General features: G+C 62.6%; 21 protein-coding genes. 6 read left to right on the top strand and 15 right to left on the bottom strand.

The genetic code is table 11. From position 1 onward, the window contains the following. Nucleotides 1-6: 6 nt before the first annotated feature. From ROSMUCSMR3_RS00885 to ROSMUCSMR3_RS21395, 5 genes are all read left to right on the top strand, one after another. A complete protein-coding gene (locus ROSMUCSMR3_RS00885) occupies nt 7-2,322 on the top strand; it encodes an ATP-binding protein (protein ID WP_420541225.1) in 2,316 nt (771 codons plus the stop codon). Nucleotides 2,323-2,329: 7 nt separating this feature from the next. Continuing rightward, complete coding sequence (locus ROSMUCSMR3_RS00880; protein ID WP_081506153.1) at nt 2,330-3,739, top strand: sigma-54-dependent transcriptional regulator; 1,410 nt, start codon at nt 2,330-2,332, stop codon at nt 3,737-3,739. Nucleotides 3,740-3,934: 195 nt separating this feature from the next. Further along, a complete protein-coding gene (locus ROSMUCSMR3_RS00875; RefSeq protein ID WP_037297623.1) occupies nt 3,935-4,876 on the top strand; it encodes a sulfurtransferase in 942 nt (313 codons plus the stop codon). Nucleotides 4,877-4,924: 48 nt separating this feature from the next. Continuing rightward, on the top strand, nt 4,925-6,028 hold the full coding sequence (locus tag ROSMUCSMR3_RS00870) for a YeeE/YedE family protein (protein WP_081506152.1): 1,104 nt from the start codon (nt 4,925-4,927) through the stop codon (nt 6,026-6,028). Next, entirely contained in the window at nt 6,025-6,195 is a 171-nt protein-coding gene (locus tag ROSMUCSMR3_RS21395; RefSeq protein WP_008280937.1) for a hypothetical protein, read from the top strand. The genes ROSMUCSMR3_RS00870 and ROSMUCSMR3_RS21395 overlap by 4 nt, the downstream gene beginning before the upstream one ends. 12 nt (nt 6,196-6,207) lie before the next feature. Here the strand turns inward: ROSMUCSMR3_RS21395 and ROSMUCSMR3_RS00865 are convergent, their stop codons facing one another. The 4 genes from ROSMUCSMR3_RS00865 to ROSMUCSMR3_RS00850 form a co-directional block, all read right to left on the bottom strand. After that, on the bottom strand, nt 6,208-7,410 hold the full coding sequence (locus ROSMUCSMR3_RS00865; RefSeq protein WP_081506151.1) for a M23 family metallopeptidase: 1,203 nt from the start codon (nt 7,408-7,410) through the stop codon (nt 6,208-6,210). Between the two features lie 104 nt (nt 7,411-7,514). Next, nucleotides 7,515-8,174, bottom strand: coding sequence for a protein-L-isoaspartate(D-aspartate) O-methyltransferase (locus tag ROSMUCSMR3_RS00860; RefSeq protein WP_081506150.1), 660 nt, complete (start codon nt 8,172-8,174; stop codon nt 7,515-7,517). Then, nucleotides 8,171-8,953 (bottom strand): 5'/3'-nucleotidase SurE, encoded by a 783-nt coding sequence (gene surE / locus ROSMUCSMR3_RS00855; RefSeq protein WP_008280934.1) that lies wholly within the window; start codon nt 8,951-8,953, stop codon nt 8,171-8,173. Before surE ends, ROSMUCSMR3_RS00860 begins: the two co-directional genes overlap by 4 nt. Nucleotides 8,954-9,026: 73 nt before the next feature. Then, nucleotides 9,027-9,680: an SDR family NAD(P)-dependent oxidoreductase gene (locus ROSMUCSMR3_RS00850; RefSeq protein WP_081506149.1), complete on the bottom strand. Its 654-nt coding sequence runs from the start codon at nt 9,678-9,680 to the stop codon at nt 9,027-9,029. A gap of 107 nt (nt 9,681-9,787) precedes the next feature. On the opposite strand from ROSMUCSMR3_RS00850, the gene ROSMUCSMR3_RS00845 reads away from it, so the two are divergent. Next, a complete protein-coding gene (locus tag ROSMUCSMR3_RS00845) occupies nt 9,788-10,357 on the top strand; it encodes a biotin transporter BioY (RefSeq protein ID WP_008280932.1) in 570 nt (189 codons plus the stop codon). Nucleotides 10,358-10,434: 77 nt separating this feature from the next. Here the strand turns inward: ROSMUCSMR3_RS00845 and ROSMUCSMR3_RS00840 are convergent, their stop codons facing one another. The 11 genes from ROSMUCSMR3_RS00840 to ROSMUCSMR3_RS00790 form a co-directional block, all read right to left on the bottom strand. Continuing rightward, nucleotides 10,435-10,695: a hypothetical protein gene (locus ROSMUCSMR3_RS00840; protein ID WP_081506148.1), complete on the bottom strand. Its 261-nt coding sequence runs from the start codon at nt 10,693-10,695 to the stop codon at nt 10,435-10,437. Between the two features lie 155 nt (nt 10,696-10,850). Further along, entirely contained in the window at nt 10,851-12,305 is a 1,455-nt protein-coding gene (purF, locus tag ROSMUCSMR3_RS00835) for an amidophosphoribosyltransferase (RefSeq protein WP_037297727.1), read from the bottom strand. 123 nt (nt 12,306-12,428) lie between these two features. Beyond that, nucleotides 12,429-12,878: a DMT family transporter gene (locus ROSMUCSMR3_RS00830; RefSeq protein ID WP_008280929.1), complete on the bottom strand. Its 450-nt coding sequence runs from the start codon at nt 12,876-12,878 to the stop codon at nt 12,429-12,431. A 3-nt stretch (nt 12,879-12,881) separates the two neighbouring features. After that, a complete protein-coding gene (locus ROSMUCSMR3_RS00825; RefSeq protein ID WP_008280928.1) occupies nt 12,882-13,442 on the bottom strand; it encodes a CvpA family protein in 561 nt (186 codons plus the stop codon). Nucleotides 13,443-13,468: 26 nt separating this feature from the next. Continuing rightward, nucleotides 13,469-14,833, bottom strand: a complete 1,365-nt coding sequence (gene radA, locus ROSMUCSMR3_RS00820; RefSeq protein WP_081506147.1) for a DNA repair protein RadA — start codon at nt 14,831-14,833, stop codon at nt 13,469-13,471. 55 nt (nt 14,834-14,888) lie between these two features. Further along, a complete protein-coding gene (locus ROSMUCSMR3_RS00815; protein WP_081506146.1) occupies nt 14,889-15,653 on the bottom strand; it encodes a DNA repair protein in 765 nt (254 codons plus the stop codon). Nucleotides 15,654-15,788: 135 nt separating this feature from the next. Then, on the bottom strand, nt 15,789-16,250 hold the full coding sequence (locus ROSMUCSMR3_RS00810) for a paraquat-inducible protein A (protein ID WP_081506145.1): 462 nt from the start codon (nt 16,248-16,250) through the stop codon (nt 15,789-15,791). Further along, the gene (locus ROSMUCSMR3_RS00805) at nt 16,247-16,993 is read right to left on the bottom strand and encodes an ABC transporter ATP-binding protein (protein WP_081506144.1); all 747 of its coding nucleotides are present in this window, start codon (nt 16,991-16,993) and stop codon (nt 16,247-16,249) included. Before ROSMUCSMR3_RS00805 ends, ROSMUCSMR3_RS00810 begins: the two co-directional genes overlap by 4 nt. After that, the gene (locus tag ROSMUCSMR3_RS00800; RefSeq protein WP_081506143.1) at nt 16,990-17,775 is read right to left on the bottom strand and encodes an MlaE family ABC transporter permease; all 786 of its coding nucleotides are present in this window, start codon (nt 17,773-17,775) and stop codon (nt 16,990-16,992) included. The genes ROSMUCSMR3_RS00805 and ROSMUCSMR3_RS00800 overlap by 4 nt, the downstream gene beginning before the upstream one ends. Next, nucleotides 17,772-18,809: an alanine racemase gene (gene alr, locus ROSMUCSMR3_RS00795; RefSeq protein ID WP_081506142.1), complete on the bottom strand. Its 1,038-nt coding sequence runs from the start codon at nt 18,807-18,809 to the stop codon at nt 17,772-17,774. Before alr ends, ROSMUCSMR3_RS00800 begins: the two co-directional genes overlap by 4 nt. Before the next feature lie 132 nt (nt 18,810-18,941). Then, entirely contained in the window at nt 18,942-19,055 is a 114-nt protein-coding gene (locus ROSMUCSMR3_RS00790; protein ID WP_112303172.1) for an entericidin EcnA/B family protein, read from the bottom strand. Nucleotides 19,056-19,064: the final 9 nt, after the last annotated feature.

The following is a 19,064-nucleotide window of genomic DNA, read 5'->3' as shown; positions in this document are numbered from 1 at the left end:
GCCCATATGTTGCGGGGAAGCAGATGCAGCCCCACGAGGGAATGGGGGGTGTGCGTGGCAACGCAGACACGCGGGTTCAGGAGCAGACGATTGTCGTGGGAGGGTGTAAGCCGCCTACGCCGGTTGCAGCGTCTTCAGAATGGGGCGACGCTGAGCCTTGTGCTGTTGGGTCCTGTGCTGGCGCTTGCGACCTATCTTATGATGGGGCCGCTTGATCAGGGGGCCACGTCGAACGGGCTGCGGCTGGTTCTGCTCTGCGACATGATCTATGTGTTGATGGTGGCCGGGCTGGTCATGCAGCGCGTGGCGCGGATGGTGGCGGCGCGGCGCAGTCGCTCGGCGGGATCACGGCTGCACCTGCGGTTGACGGGGGTGTTTGCGCTGATGGCGCTGTTGCCCACGATTACCGTGGCGGTCTTTGCGACATTGTCGGTGAATATGGGCCTGGAGGCGTGGTTTTCCGAACGTGTGGGCCGGGTGGTGGACAGTTCCGTTGCGGCGGCGCAGGCCTATGAAGAGGAACATCGCCGCGATCTGGAGACGGATATTCGCGTGCTGGCGCGGGTGATCAATGCCACCAAACGCGCCGCCGTATTCATGACGGATGGGGATATTCGGCAAGTTCTGTCCTCTGGGCAGCGCGAGATTCAGCGGGGGCTGCGCGAGGCCTTTGTGATTGATGGCACGGGCGAGATCCGGGCCCGCGGTGAGCGGTCGTATCTGTTTGACTATGAGCGCCCGACGGCGGCGCAGATTTCCGAGGCGCAGGCCGAGGGCGTGGTGGTGATCCGGGATTGGGAGAATAACGAGTTTCGCGCGCTGATGCCGCTTGAGGCGTTGCCCGACCGGCTGCTTTACGTGAGCCGCACGGTGGATGGGGCCATTTTGAACCTGCTGGATGAGACCAAGGAAACCGCGAATTTCTACAAGCAGCGCGAGAGTGAGCGGGGGCGGGTTCTGTTTGAATTCGGGCTGCTCTATCTGGGGTTTGCCGTGATCCTGATTCTTGCGGCGATCTGGCTGGGCATGTGGTTTGCCGAGCGGCTGTCACAACCGGTTGGGCGGCTGACCTCTGCGGCGCAGCGTGTGGGCGAGGGGGATCTGGATACGCAGGTGCGCGAAGAGGAGGGCGACGACGAAATTGCGCAACTCAGCACCTATTTCAACCAGATGACGCGGCAATTGAAGGGGCAGCGTGAGGCGCTCTTGACCAATACGCAGCAGATCGAGCGACGGCGGCGGCTGTTTGACTCGGTGCTTGGGTCTGTGTCATCGGGCGTTGTGGGATTGGATGCGGAGGGGCGCGTGACCTTTGTCAACCGCGCTGCCGAGCGGTTGCTGGATTGGTCCGAGGATCAGCAATCGCTGGCACTGAATGCGGTGGTGCCGGAATTTGGTGCGCTGTTTGATCGGCTGCGCACGGTGCCGGGCGGATTTGTGCAAGAAGAAATCAAGGTGATGCGCGGCACGCGGCAGGAAAATTTGCTGGTGCGGATGTCGACCCGGATCAGCGAGGCGGGCACGCGCGAGGGCTATGTGGTGGCGTTTGACGATGTGACCGATCTTGTGAGCGCGCAGCGCATGGCCGCATGGGGGGATGTGGCGCGCCGGATTGCGCATGAAATCAAGAACCCGCTCACGCCCATTCAATTGAGCGCTGAGCGGATCAAGCGCAAGTTTGCCAAGCAGTTGCCGCCCGAAGAGGCGCAGAGCCTGGAGCAATTGACCGATGTGGTGGTGCGCCAGACCAATGATCTGCGTCGGATCGTCGATGAGTTTTCCAAGTTTGCGCGGATGCCAGAGCCGGTGACGCAGCAAGAGAGCCTGAGTCAGGTGTTGCGCGAGGTCGTGCTATTGCAAGAGACTGGGCAGCCGGGGGTTGTGTTCGACCTGCGGTTGGATACGGCACCGCTTAGGGCAGATATTGACGCGGCGATGATCGGGCAGGCCCTAACAAATTTGGTGAAGAACGCCGGGGAAGCGATTGAAACGCTTCAAGAAAAAGGAGCGCCAGACGGGCATCGCCCAACGATTCGGATCGAGAGCGGAATCGAGGAAGACCGCGCCGTGATCCGCATTTCCGACAATGGGATCGGGTTGCCGCAGGACCGCGCGCGGCTGTTCGAGCCTTATGTGACGACGCGCGACAAGGGCACGGGACTTGGCCTGCCCATCGTGAAGAAGATCATCGAAGAGCATGGCGGGACGCTTGTGCTGGTCGATGCCGAACCGTTCGAGGCGGGGGCACATGCAGGGGCGATGGCCGTGGTCAGCCTGCCGCTGGTTGTGCAAGACACTGTAGAGGCCAAATTGGCTGTTTGAGGGACCGATGAGTGATATTCTGATTGTCGATGACGAGCGTGATATTCGAGAGTTGATCTCGGATATTCTGGAGGATGAAGGCTATGCCACCCGTCGGGCGGGCAATTCTGACGAGGCGATGGCAGCGATTGCCGCAGAACAGCCTGGCCTCTTGATCCTCGATATCTGGCTCAAGGATAGCCATATGGACGGGATCGATATCCTCAAGACGGTCAAACGCGAATATCCGGATGTGCCGGTGGTGATCATCTCGGGCCATGGCAATATCGAAATCGCCGTCGCGGCGATCAAGCAGGGCGCCTATGACTTTATCGAAAAACCGTTCAACATTGACCAGTTGATGGTGGTGATCCGGCGCGGCATGGAAACCAGCCGGTTGCGGCGGGAAAATCAGGCGTTGAAGCGGCGGGAAACGGCACCGTCGGAGATGTTGGGCGAGGCTTCGGCGTTTCGGGCGCTGATGGGGCAATTGGACAAGGTGACGAAATCCAACGGCCGCGTCATGCTGTCGGGCCCTGCGGGGGCCGGCAAGGAATTGGCGGCGCGCTATATCCATGCCAATTCGGCGCGCGCTTCGGCACCGTTTGTCACCGTTGGCTGTGCCTCGATCGCGCCGGAGCGGATGGAAGAGGTGCTCTTTGGTCGCGAATCTGACGAGAGTGGCGTGGTGCCGGGCCTGTTGGAAGAGGCCAATGGCGGGGTGATCTATTTTGACGAGGTTGCGGATATGCCGATGGGCACGCAATCCAAGATTTTGCGGGTATTGGTGGATCAGACGTTTTTGCGGGTGGGGGGCAGCAGCAAGATTCAGGTGGATTTGCGGGTGATCTCTTCGACCAGCCGGGATCTGGAAGCGGAGATTGCCGCCGAGCGATTCCGGCGGGAGCTGTTTCATCGGCTGAATGTCGTGCCGATTGCGGTGCCGAGCCTCGAAGAGCGGCGCGAGGATATTCCGGCACTGGCAGAGCATTTCATTGCCATGTTCCACAAGACCCAAGGGCTCGCGCTGCGATCCCTGAGCGAGGAGGCGGCGGCGCTGTTGCAGACGATGCGCTGGCCGGGAAATGTGCGGCAGTTGCGCAATGTGATCGAGCGGGTGTTGATCTTGGGCGAAGGCAGCGGGCCGATTGCGGCGCGCGAATTGCCCAGCGAGAGCAGCGGGCCGGTTGACGAGGGGCGTGTGGTGTTGTCGGGGGCGATTGCCACCATGGCCCTGCGTGAGGCGCGCGAAGCGTTCGAACGGGAATATCTGCTGACACAGATCAACCGCTTTGGCGGCAATATCAGCCGCACGGCGGAGTTTGTGGGCATGGAGCGCAGCGCCTTGCATCGCAAGCTGAAATCCTTGGGCATTGTGACCGGGGCCAAGGGTTCGGGGCGCGGGGACGAGAATGAGGATTTTGAGGCATTCGGATAGAATGATCTGAGTGTTGCGCATGAATTGGAAAAATATTCGTATTTGAGCGGCGTTGTAGTATCTTGATGGGATGACATCCCGCTGACCGGACGATGCGTCTTATTCGCGCGCGAGGCTGCGAAATAGGGGCGGATGTCTTGTTGTTACGCTATGCCGGGCCTAGGTACGGCGTCAGAACATCAAGGGGAGATCACCATGTTTGACAGCTTTAGAAAACTGGGACTGGCGGCGGCGCTGGCTGTAGCACCGCTCACCGCGATGGCGCAATTGGGGCCGCTCACCAACCCGGAGGAGGTGACGCAGGCGCAGGCGACACAAGAGGCGATCGTGCTCGATATTCGCCCCGGTGACGCTTATGAGGCCGGGCATATTCCGGGGGCGATCCCGGCACCTTATGGGCTATTTCGCGGACCGGCCGACAATCCCGGACAAATCGTGCCCGAAGACAAGATGACCGAAGTTCTGCGCAGTCTGGGTGTGACGGCGGGACGGCCCATTGTGGTTGTGCATCAGGGCAGCGATCAGACCGATTTTGGCGCGGCAGCGCGGGTCTATTGGTCGCTCAAGTCGAGTGGGCTGACGGATCTGGCTATTCTCAACGGTGGTATGAACGCGTGGGAACAGGCGGGCAAACCGACCGCGACGGGTGCAGCAGGGGCAATCACCCCGAGCGATATCACTGTGACCTATGATCCGACCTGGACCGCCACGCGCGAGGATGTGAAGGCGATCATCGACGGCAAGGACAGCGCCGAATTGATCGACGCGCGCCCCGAAGCGTTCTGGAAGGGGGAAACCAAGCATGCCGCGGCCACCCAACCGGGCACCTTGCCGCAATCGCGGTATTTCACGCATGACCGTTGGTTCGGGAATGATGAGCCGTCGCTGATCAAGCCGGACCTGATCCGCGAGTTGGCAACGAAAAACGGGTTTGAGGCGGGGGACCGGCTGGTTTCTTTCTGCAACACCGGGCATTGGGCCGCGACCAACTGGTTCGCCCTGAGCGAAGTGGCGGGCATTGAAGGGGTGCGGATGTATCCCGAATCTATGGTCGGCTGGTCGAATGCGGGCTATGACATGGCCAATGTGCCGGGGCTGTTCCAGAATCTGCTGAACAAGATCACCGGCAAATACTGAAATAACACCTGATAGGAGCCCCGCGTGAGCCAAGCCGCTTCTGCCGCGATGTCGTCCTCACCCGGCGCTTTGTCGCGCCTCTTGGCTCTGGCCGCTGTGGCGGCGGTGGTTCTGGCGGTGGCCCTGTTCGCAGGGCCCCGCTATGGTCTTTTGCTGCTGATCGGGCTTGGCTTTGGTTTGGCGCTTGAAGGGTTTCGCTTTGGCTTTACCGGGCCATGGCGACGGATGATCCTTGAGCGGGATGCCTCGGGGTTGTTGGCACAGCTTATTTGCATTGCCCTTGTGGCAAGCGTTGCCTTTCCGCTTTTGGCGGCGAATGGGGCAGAGTTGAAGGGCGCGCATGCGCCGATTGGCGTGGCGATGATCGGCGGTGCCTTTGTCTTCGGCGCGGCGATGCAGATCGTTCTGGGCTGTGGATCGGGCACGCTGGTCAATGCCGGGAGCGGCAATGCCATCGGCGCGGTGGCGCTGCCATTCTTTGCCATTGGAAGTTTTGCTGGCGCCTATCACCTGACATGGTGGACCAATCTGGGCAGTCTACCGGTCGTCGCGCTGTCGGGCGGGCAGGGGTTGGCGATCACGCTGGTGGGTCTGGGCGCAGTCGCGGCCCTTGCCCTGATGGTGGGCAAGCCCGGCTCTTATCGCCTGCCTGCGCGGTATTGGGGGGCAATTCTGGCACTTGCGGGGCTGGCGATCCTGCATCTGGTGGTGGCGGGGCAACCTTGGGGCGTGGTTTACGGCTTGGGTCTTTGGGTGGCCAAGGTGGTGGTGGCCGTGGGGGGCGATCTGTCGGGATCGGCGTTCTGGTCGGCACCGGGCAATCAGGGGCAGGTGGCGGCAAGTGTGCTGACGGATGTGACCTCGCTGACCGATTTCGGATTGATCGGGGGGGCGGCGCTGATGGCGTGGTGGCGGGCCGGTCTCGCCTCGCCGGTGGGTGTTCTGCCTGCGCGGGCCTGGGCTGCGGTGATCATCGCGGGGCTGGTGCTGGGCTATAGTTCGCGGCTGGCGTTTGGTTGCAACATCGGTGCGTTTTTCAGCGGTATCGGCACCGGATCGGCGCATGGCTGGGTGTGGTTCATCGCGGCCTTTGCCGGGTCTTGGGTGGGCGTGCGGTTGCGGCCCTCTTTGGGGTTGGAGGCGCGCAAATGATCCGGGCGCATGTGACAGGTGCAGTGCTGGTGCTGATCGTCGCGATTGTGGCGTTTGATGCCGGGACGGCAGAGCCGCTCAATCCCTATACCGCGCCGCCGATGCTGGCGCTTGGCTCTGGCATGGCGGCGGCGGGGGCGCATTGCGCCGCACCGCCGCCGAAATAAACCCCGAGACAGTTAGCCCCCGAGAAAGCCCATCGGATCGACGCTGTCGAACCCGTCGCGCACCTCGAAATGCAGGGCTGGGGTGCCGGTGCGACGGATCTCGGCCAGCTTTTGGCCGCGTGTCACGCTATCGCCTTTCTTGACGGTCAGACCTTCGACATTGGAATAGACGGTCAAGAGCGAGCCTGCGTGTTTGACCACGATGATCGGGATGCCGTTGGTATCCTCGGTGATGGCGGCGACGGTGCCCGCATCAGCGGCCACGACCGGCGCGCCCGGAGCGGCGGAGATGTCGATGCCATCATTGCGGCCCTTGGCATATTCACGGATGATATCGCCCTTGACCGGGAAGGCCATGCGCGCGCTCGTGGTCTTGGTTTCGGTCTTGCCCAGATCGGGGGCGGCGATTTTCTCGACCGGCGCGGCCTTGGGGGTTGTGACCTCGTCGGGCAGCGGTTTGGAGGCGCTCGGCGGGGTCGGGGTGGGCGTGCCTGCGCCGGGGGGCGTGACGGCGACCACATCCGCCTCGTCAAAGGGTTCGGTTTTCTCGCCCGGAAGCGCCACCGGGATCAGCAGGAATTGTCCCTCGCGCACCGCGAAATCCGGGCCTAGCCCGTTCCAATCGGCCAAGCTGCGGATCGAGACATTGTAGAGCCGGGCGATGGAAAAGGCGGTTTCGCCGCGCTCGACCTTGTGGCGCACGGGTTCTGCGCCGACCTGCGCCGGGGCTGTGGCGGTGCCGGGCGTTGCGGGGGGCAAGGTGGTGGCGGTCACAGTCTGGGAATCCGCGCGGCGGATCGCGCCATCGGCGATGCTGCCGATGTCGACGCCCGAGGGCGATTGGATCGGGCCGCCCAAGGGTTCGGCGACGCGGCCGGGCAGGGCGATGATTTCGCCTTTGCGCAGGGGATCGCCGGTCTGCACGCCGTTGAAGCGGGCAATCTCTCCGGGGTCGGCCCCGATGCGGCGGGCAAGGCTGCCAACGGTATCGCCACGCTCGGCCACGGCGACCTGATAGCCGGGGTAAGAGATGATGCCGCGCGCATCCGGTTGTGGGCGCGGGGCGGTGGCATTACGTGCCGCCTCGGCGGTGCTGGGGGCATTGCCAAAAGCGCCGCGCATGTCGAGATCCAGCGGTTTATCACAGGCCGCCAGAGCGAAGGCCATCGTCGCCAGAAGCGGTGCGGAGCGGGAAAATTTACGCATCTCGATCATCCTCTTGAGTGGTCCCTTGTTGGCCGGGGCCTTGGGTTTACTGTTACTTTACGACGCCGTGGGTCACCGTATTCAGTTGTCATTGTGTTCAGTTGTCACCGTGTTCACCCATCGCGTCCCAGCCCCTCGACCAGAGGGACAAAGCGCACGGGGCGCAATTCGTCATAGTCAAACCCGGATTCGTGCCGGGTTACGCGGATCAGCCGCTGCACGGCATCGGACTGGCCCACGGGCACAACCATGATACCCCCGATCTTGAGCTGGGCCAATAGGGGGCCGGGCGGGTCTTCGGCGGCGGCCGTAACGATTATACGATCAAAGGGGGCCTGATCGGGCAAGCCAAAGCTGCCATCGGCGGTGAGCGCGGTGATATTTGTCAGATCGAGGGCGCGAAAAATCTCGGACGCCTCTGTGACCAGACGTTTATGACGGTCCACGGTGTAGACACGGCGGGCCAACTGGCTGAGGATCGCGGCCTGATAGCCCGATCCAGTGCCCACTTCGAGCACCTTGTCGCGGTTCGTGACCTTGAGGGCCTGCGTCATCAGCCCCACCACAGAGGGTTGGCTGATGGTTTGGCCACAGGCGATGGGCAGCGGCATATCCTCATAGGCGCGCTCTGCGAAGTAGCCCCGGATAAAGGGGCCACGGTCGATCTGCTCCATCGCGGTCAGAACCCGCGCATCGGTCACGCCCTTGGAGCGCAGGGCAAAGAGAAACTGCATTTTGCGTTCGGCGCTGCTGTGATCCTCGTCGTCGGTCATTCGATCGCCTTGAGCGCCTCCAGCGCGTCATGGGCGGTAAGATCCGCGCGCATCGGGGTGACGGATATATAGCCTTGCAGGTTCACATCGGCATCTGATCCGGGGCTGGTGGGCTCGTTCTGGGGCGCGCCCGTGACCCAGAGAAAGCGCCGACCGGATGGGGCGACATGCGGTTCGACGCCAAAGCCCATGTCCCGGCGGAACCCTTGGTGTGCGGCGCGGATACCCTTGACCCCGGAGGCAGGAAAGGGCGGAAAGTTGATGTTGTAGAAGATGCCGTAATCGTCACGTGTCCAGACGCCTTTATCCAGCAGGCGCTTTAATGTGGGCAGGCCGTGCACGCGCGCCGCCTCGAAGGTGTCGTCGAGATCGCGATTGGCGGGGCCGTAATATTGGCTGAGGGCCACGGCGGGCACGCCTTGCAACGCGGCCTCCATCGCGGCACCGACGGTGCCAGAATAGACGGCGTTTTCTGCGGCGTTGTTGCCGCGATTGACGCCCGAGAGCACGAGATCGGGGCGGGCGTCCTTCATCACGTCATGCAGACCTGCGAGAACGCAATCAGCGGGGCTGCCTTCGGCGGCGTAGCGACGCTCTGCCATTTTCGAGATCATCATCGGGCGCGTATAAGAGATGCAATGCCCGACGCCCGATTGTTCAAAGGCGGGGGCCACTGTCCAGACTTCGCCATCTGGACCGGCGAGCGCGTTGGCGATTTCGTCAAGGACAGCCAGACCGGGGGCGTTGATGCCGTCGTCATTGGTGATGAGAATACGCATGTGCCTGCCCTTTGTTTTTGTCTGGTCTCTGTCTAACGGGCGCGGGCGCGGGCGGCAAGCATGGGACGCCGGATCAGGACAAGGCCGCCATCAGGCGCGCTGCCTCGTCCCGCGGAGAGGCGAGACCCTCGCGGTCTTCACCGGGGTGAAAGCGGGCGCGGGTGGCGGTTGGCATGGGGGCCGGTGCCAAGATATGCACGCGCGGGCCGGTTTTGGCGGTTTCTGCCTGCCAAGAGCGCGCGAGCGCAATTTGTGAGGCTTTTGTTGCGCCATAGGCGCCATAGAATTTTTCGCCTGCGCGGGGATCTTCAAAAAACACAGCCTGACCGTCTGTGCCCAGAAGCGGCGCGATGAAAGGGATCAGGATGCCGGTGGCGGTGACGTTGCAGGCCACGGATTTGGCCCAATCCCCCTCAGAGAGATGCGCGACCGGGGTCAAGGGGGCGGCATGCACCGCGGCGTGAACCCATGTTGCAACAGCGCCCCAGCGGTCGTGGATCGAGCGGCACAGCTGCGCCATGGCTCCGGTATTGGTGATGTCCATTGGGGCCAGCGTCGCCTGACCACCTGCGGCCTGAATGCGGTCATCCAGTTCCTCAAGCGCGCCAGTGGTGCGGGCGACCGCGACGACGTGATGGGTTTTGGCCAAGGCTTCGGCCATGGCGGCCCCAAGGCCGCGCGAGGCGCCGGTGACAAGGGCGATCGGGAGGGGTGTGCTTGTGTCCATATAAGGGAAATCCCACCAGTTGCGGGGCAATTCAAGGGCAATCGCTTGACTTTCTCGCGCATGCAGCGAAAAAGTCGTGCCAGAGACATAACAGAGGGACGCGAACCATGCGCGATACAGTTTTGACCAAGGCCGTGATCGGTCACGACACAGTGCTCCGGAAGGTGGGGCTGGTTCTAGGCGGCTCTTTCCTGATTGCTGTGGCGGCACAGATCAGTGTGCCGTTCTATCCGGTGCCGCTCACACTTCAGACGCTGGCGATCCTGATGGTCGGGTTGACCTTTGGCTCGCGTCTGGGTGCGCTGACGCTGCTAGCCTATCTGGCTGAGGGCGCGATGGGCCTGCCGGTGTTTGCAGGTGGATTGAACGGTGTGGCGTTGATGGGGCCGACCGCCGGTTTCCTTTTTGGGTTTGTCGCCATGGCCTATCTGGCCGGTCTTGCGGTCGAGCGTGGTCTGGCGCGCGGCGTCGTATCCACGGCGCTCTGTGGCATGGGCATTTCGGCGCTGCTTTATATTCCGGGGCTTGCATGGCCTGCGGCGATGCTGGGCAAGAGCGCGGATGCGCTGTGGTCGGGGTGGATGGCACCCTTCCTGCTGGGCGATGCGGTCAAGGCTGTGATCGCGGCGATGATCGTGACCGGGGCAACCGTGCTGATCCGCGCGCGCAAGGGCTGAGCCGCGCGCCAAGCGTAAGACGTCAAAGAAACGCCGCCTCTGTAAAAGGGGCGGCGTTTTTCTTTGGGTGCATAGGATCAGGAGGCGGGCAGACTGAGGCGTTCGCTGCGGCCTGCGCGGGCGAGGATCACGACCCCTTCGCCAATGGCGGCGACGGTCGCGCTGCCAAGGTCTGTGCCAACCTCGACGGTGTGGACCGCGCCCCTTACGCGCAACAGCGCACGGGCATGGGACGGGCCGTGCAATGTGCCCAGCAGAACAAGCCCGGCATCGGGCAGAGCGCCGCGCAGGGTTGCGGCCTCTAATGTGGCGGGAGGAGTTTCTGTTTGATCTGTCACCCTGTGCCTCTTTCGTAAGATGCTTTGGGGGCATCTAGACAGGGCAGGGGGCAGGGAGAAGGGGGGCCTGCGCGCATCGGCAAGGAGTTGCCGCAATGCAGCATTTTACGCGCAATTATCCGCTCAGCCGGGTTTCAGGGCTGAGCGGAGCGGTGTTATTCGGCGGCTTTCAGCGCGAAGCCTTTTTCGATCATGTCGGAGGGGGCCACCGGGTATTCGCCCGAGAAGCAGGCATCGCAATATTGCGGGCATTTGGCATTACGCCCGCCGGCCTCGCCTACGGCGCGATAGAGACCGTCGAGCGAGATGAACTTGAGGCTGTCCACCTGCAAGTGATCGCGCATCTCATCCTCGGACATGGTGGCGGCGAGCAGTTTTTCCCGCTGCGGTGTGTCGACCCCGTAAAAGCACGGCCAAGCCGTGGGCGGCGACGCGATCCGGAAATGCACCTCGGCGGCACCGGCATCAAGGATCATCTCTTTGATCTTGCGGCTGGTGGTGCCGCGCACCACGCTGTCATCCACGAGGATGACGCGCTTGCCCTCGATCAGGGCGCGGTTGACGTTGAGTTTGAGGCGCACGCCCATGTTGCGGATCTGTTCGGTGGGTTCGATAAATGTCCGGCCCATGTACTGGTTTCGGATGATCCCCATTGCAAAGGGAATGCCCGATTCGTGGCTATAGCCGATGGCTGCAGGCGTGCCGCTATCGGGGACGGGGCAGACAAGATCGGCATCAACCGGGGCTTCACGCGCCAGTTCCACCCCGATTTGATGGCGGGTTTCATAAACAGAGCGGCCACCGATAATGGAATCGGGGCGCGAGAAATAGACATGCTCGAAGATACAGAAGCGCGAGGATTGGCGGCGGAAGGGAAAATGGCTTTCGACGCCGCTTTTGGCGGAAATCACCACCATTTCGCCGGGCTCGATCTCGCGTACGAAGGTGGCACCGATGATGTCGAGCGCGCAGGTTTCCGAACTGAGCACCCAGCCTTCGCCCAATTGACCCAAGACCAGCGGGCGCACGCCCAAGGGATCGCGCACGCCGATCAGTTTGGAGCGGGTCATGGCGACCACGGAAAACGCCCCCTCGACCCGGCGCAGCGCATCTTCCATCCGTTCGGGGATGTTGCGCTGCAGCGAGCGGGCCATGAGGTGAATGATACATTCCGTGTCCGAACCGGACTGAAAGATCGAGCCGCGTTCGATCAGTTCCTTGCGCAGCGCGATGGCGTTGGTGATGTTGCCATTATGGGCAATCGCCGCACCGCCCATGGAAAACTCGCCAAAGAAGGGCTGCACATCGCGGATGGCGGCCCCTTTGGCCCCGGCGGTGGAGTAGCGCACATGGCCGATAGCCAGCGGGCCGGGCAGGGTTTCCATCAGCGATTGGCTGGTGAAGTTGTCGCGCACATAGCCAAAGCGGCGCACGGAATTGAAACCTTGGTCGGGGCAATGGCTGACAATGCCGCCAGCCTCTTGGCCACGATGTTGCAGGGCATGCAGGCCGAGGGCTACGAAATTGGCCGCGTCGGTCAGACCGATCACGCCAAATATTCCGCATTCCTCCTTCAGCTTGTCATCGTCGAAGGGGTGGGCGGGGGGCATATGTTTGGGCAAAGCGGGCAGCTCCGAATCCATGGATATCGCTTGGGCGTGTCATACGCGCTCAGGCGACGCATGTCACGAAACTATCACAGATAACGTGGGGATGCGATGGGGGCCGCCGCGTCAGAACCGGGAAAGAATAACGCCGGTTCCCACCAAGAGGGCGGCGGTGAGCCGTGTCCAGGAGAGATCGCGCGCCGCGATGCCAAAGGCACCGATGTAATCGAGCACCATGGACCCCACCATTTGGCCAAGAATGAGCGCTGCCGTGGTGGTGAGCACGCCCAGAACCGGCACGCTCCAGAGGGAGGCCCAGACAAAGAAGGCCCCAAGCAGGCCCCCTAGCAAAAGCCAGCGTGGCGCTAGGGCCGCGCGACCAAAAGCGGCGCTATCCCCCGAGAGCGCCACCAAGAGCACCAGTGCCACAAAGCCAACGCCAAAAGAGACAGCCGCCGCCGCGACCGAGCTTTCGATGCTGCGTCCGAGGGCCGAATTGAGCGGAGCCTGAATGGCCACGGCAAGCCCGGCCACGGCCATGAAGAAAAGGGCGAGAACGGGGCTCTGCGGGAGCATGGGTTACTGCGGTGCCTCGCATTTGGCGATCAGCTGTTCGTATTGCCGGGTGATCCAGCCCAAGGCCTCATCGGGGTTGCGGTCTTCGATCTTGCCGGTCAGTTGCGAGAAGACACGGGCCGAGCGGCTATCGTCGATGATCTGGATGGATTGCGAGGATATCACCGTCTGATAGACGAAATAGGCGATGGCAATCAGCAGTACGCCGCGCGCCACGCCAAAGACAAAGCCAAGCCCCTGATCCAATCCGCCCAGAACCGAGCGTTGCACCAGCGACGAAAAGAGCGGTGTGATCAGAGAGGCAATGATCAGCCCCACGGCAAAGACCACCGCGAAGGCCCCGATCATCGAAAGTTCGCAGCTATCGGCGATGAATTCGCCGATTACGGGGATTTCCTTGACCAGCGGTTCCACCTGCGGGGCGAAGATAAAGGCGAGAATGCCCGCCACAACCCAGCCTGCGATGGCCAGAGATTCGCGCACAAAGCCGCGCGAATAGGCGAGCAGTGCCGAGAGCACGATGAACAGCGCTACGACGCCGTCGATGATGGTAAAACCTTCCATATGCCTCTTCCTGTCTCGATAGACGCCTAACCCGCGCCGAAAATGTCACCCACGAATGTGGTCAGATCGCCCATATGGGTAAGTTTGAGACCACTGTCGCCCGTCGTCTTGCCACCCGACGGGGTAATCGCGGCTGTGAAACCAAGTTTTTGCGCCTCTTTCAACCTGTTTTCGGTCTGGCCCACCGGACGCAGCGCGCCAGAGAGGCTGATTTCGCCGAAAACTACGGTTTCTGCGGGGAGGGCGGTATCCTCACGCGCGCTCAAAAGAGCGGCGGCAACGGCCAAATCGGCGGCGGGTTCGCTGATCTTGAGACCACCGGCGACGTTGAGATAGACATCAAGCCCTGCAAAGGGGATGCCGCAGCGCGCCTCGAGCACGGCGAGAATCATCGCAAGCCGCGCGCCGTCCCATCCCACAACCGCGCGGCGCGGTTGGGCATGCGGGGTGGGGGCAACAAGCGCCTGCATCTCGACAAGCAGGGGGCGCGTGCCCTCGATGCCGGAAAACACGACCGAGCCGGGGGTGGGCGCGCCGCGCCCCGAGAGAAAGAGGGCAGAGGGGTTGGCAACCTCGGCCAGCCCTGCGCCCGTCATCTCGAACACGCCAATCTCGTCCGCCGGGCCAAAGCGGTTCTTGACCGACCGCAGGATACGGAATTGATGGCCGCGCTCGCCCTCGAAATAGAGCACGCAATCGACCATGTGTTCGACCACGCGGGGGCCAGCGATCTGGCCGTCCTTGGTGACATGGCCGACAAGGATCACGGAGGTGCCAAAGCGTTTGGCAAAGCTGGTCAGTTCATGGGCGGCGGCGCGCACCTGGCTGACGCTGCCGGGGGCGGCCTCGACCGTGTCGGACCAGACGGTCTGGATCGAGTCGATGATCACGAGATCCGGCTTTTCGGATTCCATCGTGGTCAGGATGTCGCGCAGCGATGTGGCGGCGGCAAGTTTGATAGGGGCCTCGCCCAAGCCCAAGCGCTGCGCCCGCATGCGGACCTGCGCGCTGGCCTCTTCGCCGGAGATGTAGAAGGTTTTGAGGCCCGCGCCCGCAAAGCGCGCGGCGGCCTGCAAGAGCAGTGTGGATTTGCCGATCCCCGGATCGCCGCCCACCAGAATGGCACTGGAGGGTACAAGGCCGCCGCCCAAAACGCGGTCTAATTCGCCGATGCCAGAGAGGGTGCGGGGCGGCGGCGCCTCTTCGGTTGAAAGATCGGTGAGGATGAGGGGCGTGCCGCGTTTGCCGCCCAGCGTTTTGCCTTTGGGGCCGGTCGAAAGCGGCGCTTCCTCGATAATGCTGTTCCATTCGCCGCAGGCGTCGCAACGCCCCGACCAGCGGTTGTGAACCGCGCCGCAGGCCGTGCAGGTGAAGGTGCCGGGTTTTGCCATACCCGCCTGATGCCCCAAGCGGCGGGCGCGGTCAAATGCGAAACCTCGGAGATGGTTATTCGGCGGCCTTTTGGGTGATGTCGATCACGGTGCCGTCATGGCGCAACATATCCTCAAGCCCCAGTTCTGGCAGCACGTCACGCAGGTCGTCGCGCAGGCGTTGCAATTGGCTTGCGGCGACGCTTTCCTCTAGCTCGACCTCGTGGGACCAGTGTTTGAGTTCGCGGGTGATTTGCTTGGCCTGATCGAGCCGGGCATTGAAGGCCTCGACCTCTTGCTGGCGCTGCGTGAGGAAGTTTCGGGCGCGGGCGATACGGTCGTCGGAATAGACCTGCGCCAATTCCCGGCTGATATGGGACATTTGCGCCGCGACCTCTAAAAGGTCCGGTTCCAGCGTGCCCAGATCAGGGTGGTCACGCAAGTAGGCGAGGCGTTCGCGCACCGCGTCGAATTCGGACGAGAGGCGGAATAGACCGGCGCGATCCGCCGCATGGGCCGCGTGATAGGCGCGGGCCACGTCCTGCATGCCGATGTTGAACCGCCGGTGCGAGGTTTCCAACGCCATGATGCGGGCATTGGCAGGCAGAAAGACGCAGAGCAGCACCGCCAGAACGGTCAGGCCGATCTGGGTGATCTGGCCTGCGTTATCGTAGAGCGTGCCGCCAAAGGCGACGCTGAACTGGAGCCAAGGCAAAGCCCCGATGATGGCGGCGATGGTCGCGGCGCTGAGACAAAGAGCGCAGAGCAGAAAGGTGATAAAGGCCAGACGTTGCAAAATGGAATGGGTTAAGAGTGCAGCAGATTTCAAAGTGGCGGTCATGACTTCCCCCCGAAAGTTCATCTCCAATATCGGCAAGTTTACGCCGATTGCCCAAAAGGCATAGCGTTAAATCCATCACCCCGGAGTCAAGTTTAGCGGAGTGTGGCGTGACTGCCCCGCAATTGTTGCGTGAAATCAGACAGTATCCGGAGAGTTGGGGGGATTGTGCCGGTGCCTGAGGCTGATCGCGAGAGAGGCGAGGATGCAGGCGGTAAAGAGGTAGAGACCCCAGGCCACCTCGACCCGCGCGAGACCGACACCTTTGACCACGATGATGTAGAGCGCGATGAGGAAAATATCGGCCATGGCGAGTTTGCCCAAGAGATGCAGCGCGGGTAGGGCGCGCGGCGAGAGAAGACCAAAATCGAGAAGGGTCAAGCCGATGGTCTTGAGATAGGGGGCGAAGAGGGCAAAGACCGTGACCAGAAGGGCCAAGTAGACATCGCTCTGCCAGAGCGCTTGCAGGCCGGAGATGATGCTGATTTCGGAGAGACCAAAGAGCGGTAGGTCAATCCCTGCGCGCAAGAGGGGCGCGAACCACGCGAGGGGGAAAAGCGCAAGAAGTGCAAGATTTCCGTATCGCAGGGCTGCGTTCACCGCACCGCCTCGATCGGTCCCTCGGCGCGGCCGTGGATGAACTGGTCAAGGTAGGGATCGCCGGAATGGTCCATCTCGGACACGGGGCCGGTCCATTTGATCACGCCGTCATGCAGCATGGCGACATTGTCGGCGATGGCGCGCACAGATGTCATATCGTGGGTGATGGTCATGGCGGTGGCGCCCATTTCGGTAACGATTTCGCGGATCAGGTCGTTGATCACGCCCGCCATGATGGGATCGAGGCCGGTGGTGGGCTCGTCAAAGAAGATGATCTCGGGTTCGGCGGCGATGGCGCGGGCGAGGCCCACACGCTTTTGCATGCCACCCGAAAGCTCGGCGGGGAATTTATCGGCGACATCGGGTTTTAGGCCGACGCGGCGCAGTTTCTCGATGGCAATGTCGCGTGCCTCGGGCAGGGGACGTTTGAGGGAGCCGCGCAGCAAACGGAAGGCGACGTTTTGCCAGACGGGCAGCGAGTCAAAGAGCGCGCCGCCCTGAAAGAGCATGCCGAAGCGGGCGAGAAAAGCGTCGCGGTCGCCCTTGGTCACGTCTTGGCCGTCGAGAGTGATGGTGCCGCTGTCGGGGCGGATGAGGCCGAGAATACATTTCAGCGCCACGGATTTGCCGGTGCCTGAGCCGCCGATGATGACAAGCGAGGTGGCAGAGGGAATAGTCAGATCAACGCCGCGCAGGACGCGGTTGGAACCAAAGGCTTTGTGGACGTTGTGAAGCTCTATCATGACGCGAAAAACAGTTCTGTCAGGAGGTAGTTGGAGGCGAGGATCAGCACGCTTGCCGCCACAACCGCCGATTTGGTGGCGCGGCCCACGCCCTGCGCGCCGCGGCCCGAGTTCATGCCATAGTAGCAGCCCATCAGCGCCACGATAAAGCCGAAGGCCGCGCCCTTGATGAGGCCCGACACCACATCCCAGGTTTCCAGAAAATCAATCGTGTTGTGCAGATAGGTGGCGGCGGAGAAATCGAGCCGCCCCACGCCCACAAGAAACCCGCCCATGATGCCCAGCACGTCGCCCACGCCCACAAGAACCGGAACGGCCAGCGTCGCGGCCAGAACGCGGGGCAGGGTGAGGTATTTCATCGGGTTGGTGGAGAGGGTGGTGAGCGCGTCGATCTGCTCTGTCACCTTCATCGTGCCAATCTCGGCGGCGATGGAGGAGGCGACGCGCGCGGCCACCATGAGGCCGCCCAGAACGGGGCCAAGTTCACGGGTGAGGCCGATGGCGACAATCGAGGGCACCACGGTTTCAGCGTTGAAGCGCGCGCCGCCCGCGTAAATCTGAAGCGCCAGCGCGCCGCCGGTAAAGAGCGCGGTCATGCCCACCACCGGCAGCGAGAGCCAGCCGATCTGCACCAGCGCGTGCAGGAATTCGCGAAAGTAGAAGGGCGGGCGCGCCAATTGGCTGATCGTATCCGCCGCAAAGAGCGCGATGCGCCCGATGGCGGCCAGACCTGCCAGCACGGTGCGGCCAATAGAGGCCAGAAAACCAAGAATAAAACTCATCCGCCGATATAGCGCCGCGTATAGCGCGCCCCCAGTGAGGTCAGGATTTCATAACCGATGGTGCCTGCGTTATCGGCCAGTGTGTCGATGGTCTGATGTGGCCCGATAAGTTGCAGGCTGGCGGGATCGTGGCCGAGATCGGTGATGTCGACGCAGATCAGATCCATGGAGATGCGGCCCGCGATGGGGCAGGGGGTGTCATCCGCCCAAAGGCTGGTCTTGGGCCCCATGGCCCGCAGGATGCCATCGGCATAGCCTGCCGCAACGGTGGCGATGCGGGTGGGGCGGGTGGCGGTGAAGCTGTTGGCATAGCCCACCGTTTCGCCGGGCAAAAGATCGCGGCACTGGATCACGGGGATGTCGAGGGTGACAACGGGGTGTGCTGCGTCGAACGGACGCCCGCCGTAAACGCCGATGCCGGGACGGGCGAGATCAAAATGATAGGCTGCATCAAGCAGGATGCCGCCGGTATTGGCAAAGCTGCGCGGCACGTCGAGCCCATCTGTCATCTCGCGGAAGGTGGCAAGTTGTTGCGGATTCATGGCGTGATCGGGTTCATCGGCGCAGGCGAGGTGCGACATGATGAGGGTTGGATTTTGCGCGAGCGCAATCTGGCGCAGGGCGGCCCATTCGGCAGGCTCCATGCCCAGACGGTTCATGCCGCTATCAAGCTGGATACCAAACGGATGCCCCGGCAAAGCCTCTGCATGGCGGATCATCTGATCGAGGGAATTGATCATCGGAATGAGCTTATGCGCGCGGAGCATCTCGGCATCGCCGGGCATATGGCCGGAAAACACATAGATTGCCGGGACCGCGCCCAGCATCTCGCGCAAGGGTGCGCCCTCTTCGGCGACGGCGACGAAGAAATGCCGCGCGCCGGCGCGCGCGAGGGTTGGGGCCACGCGGGCGGCACCAAGGCCATAGGCATCAGCCTTGACCACGGCAGCGGTTTCGCTGGTGTTCATAGCATCCAGCGCGCGCCAGTTGGCCACGATGGCGTCTAGGTCGATGGTCAGGGTTGCGGTGCTCATGGGGCGGGTTTTGACAGGATGGGCGGGGGCGTCAAGGGGAAAGGCATGGACACCTCCGGATCACAGGAAAACCGGCCCGCACCCAAGAGGGAGCAGGCGATAAAACGCTTGGGGAAAGGCGCGCCGAGTGGATCAGAACCAGCTCTGAACGCCGCGTGCCGCCCCGGATATATCCCGTCCTACACCATCAATCGTGGCGCATCCGGCCAGCGACGCGAGAAGGGCGAGCGCAATCAGTTTTCGCATGGGTTTGCC

This window comes from Roseovarius mucosus (assembly GCF_002080415.1).
GTDB lineage: Bacteria > Pseudomonadota > Alphaproteobacteria > Rhodobacterales > Rhodobacteraceae > Roseovarius > Roseovarius mucosus_A.
This window is presented reverse-complemented; position numbering and strand designations above follow the sequence as displayed.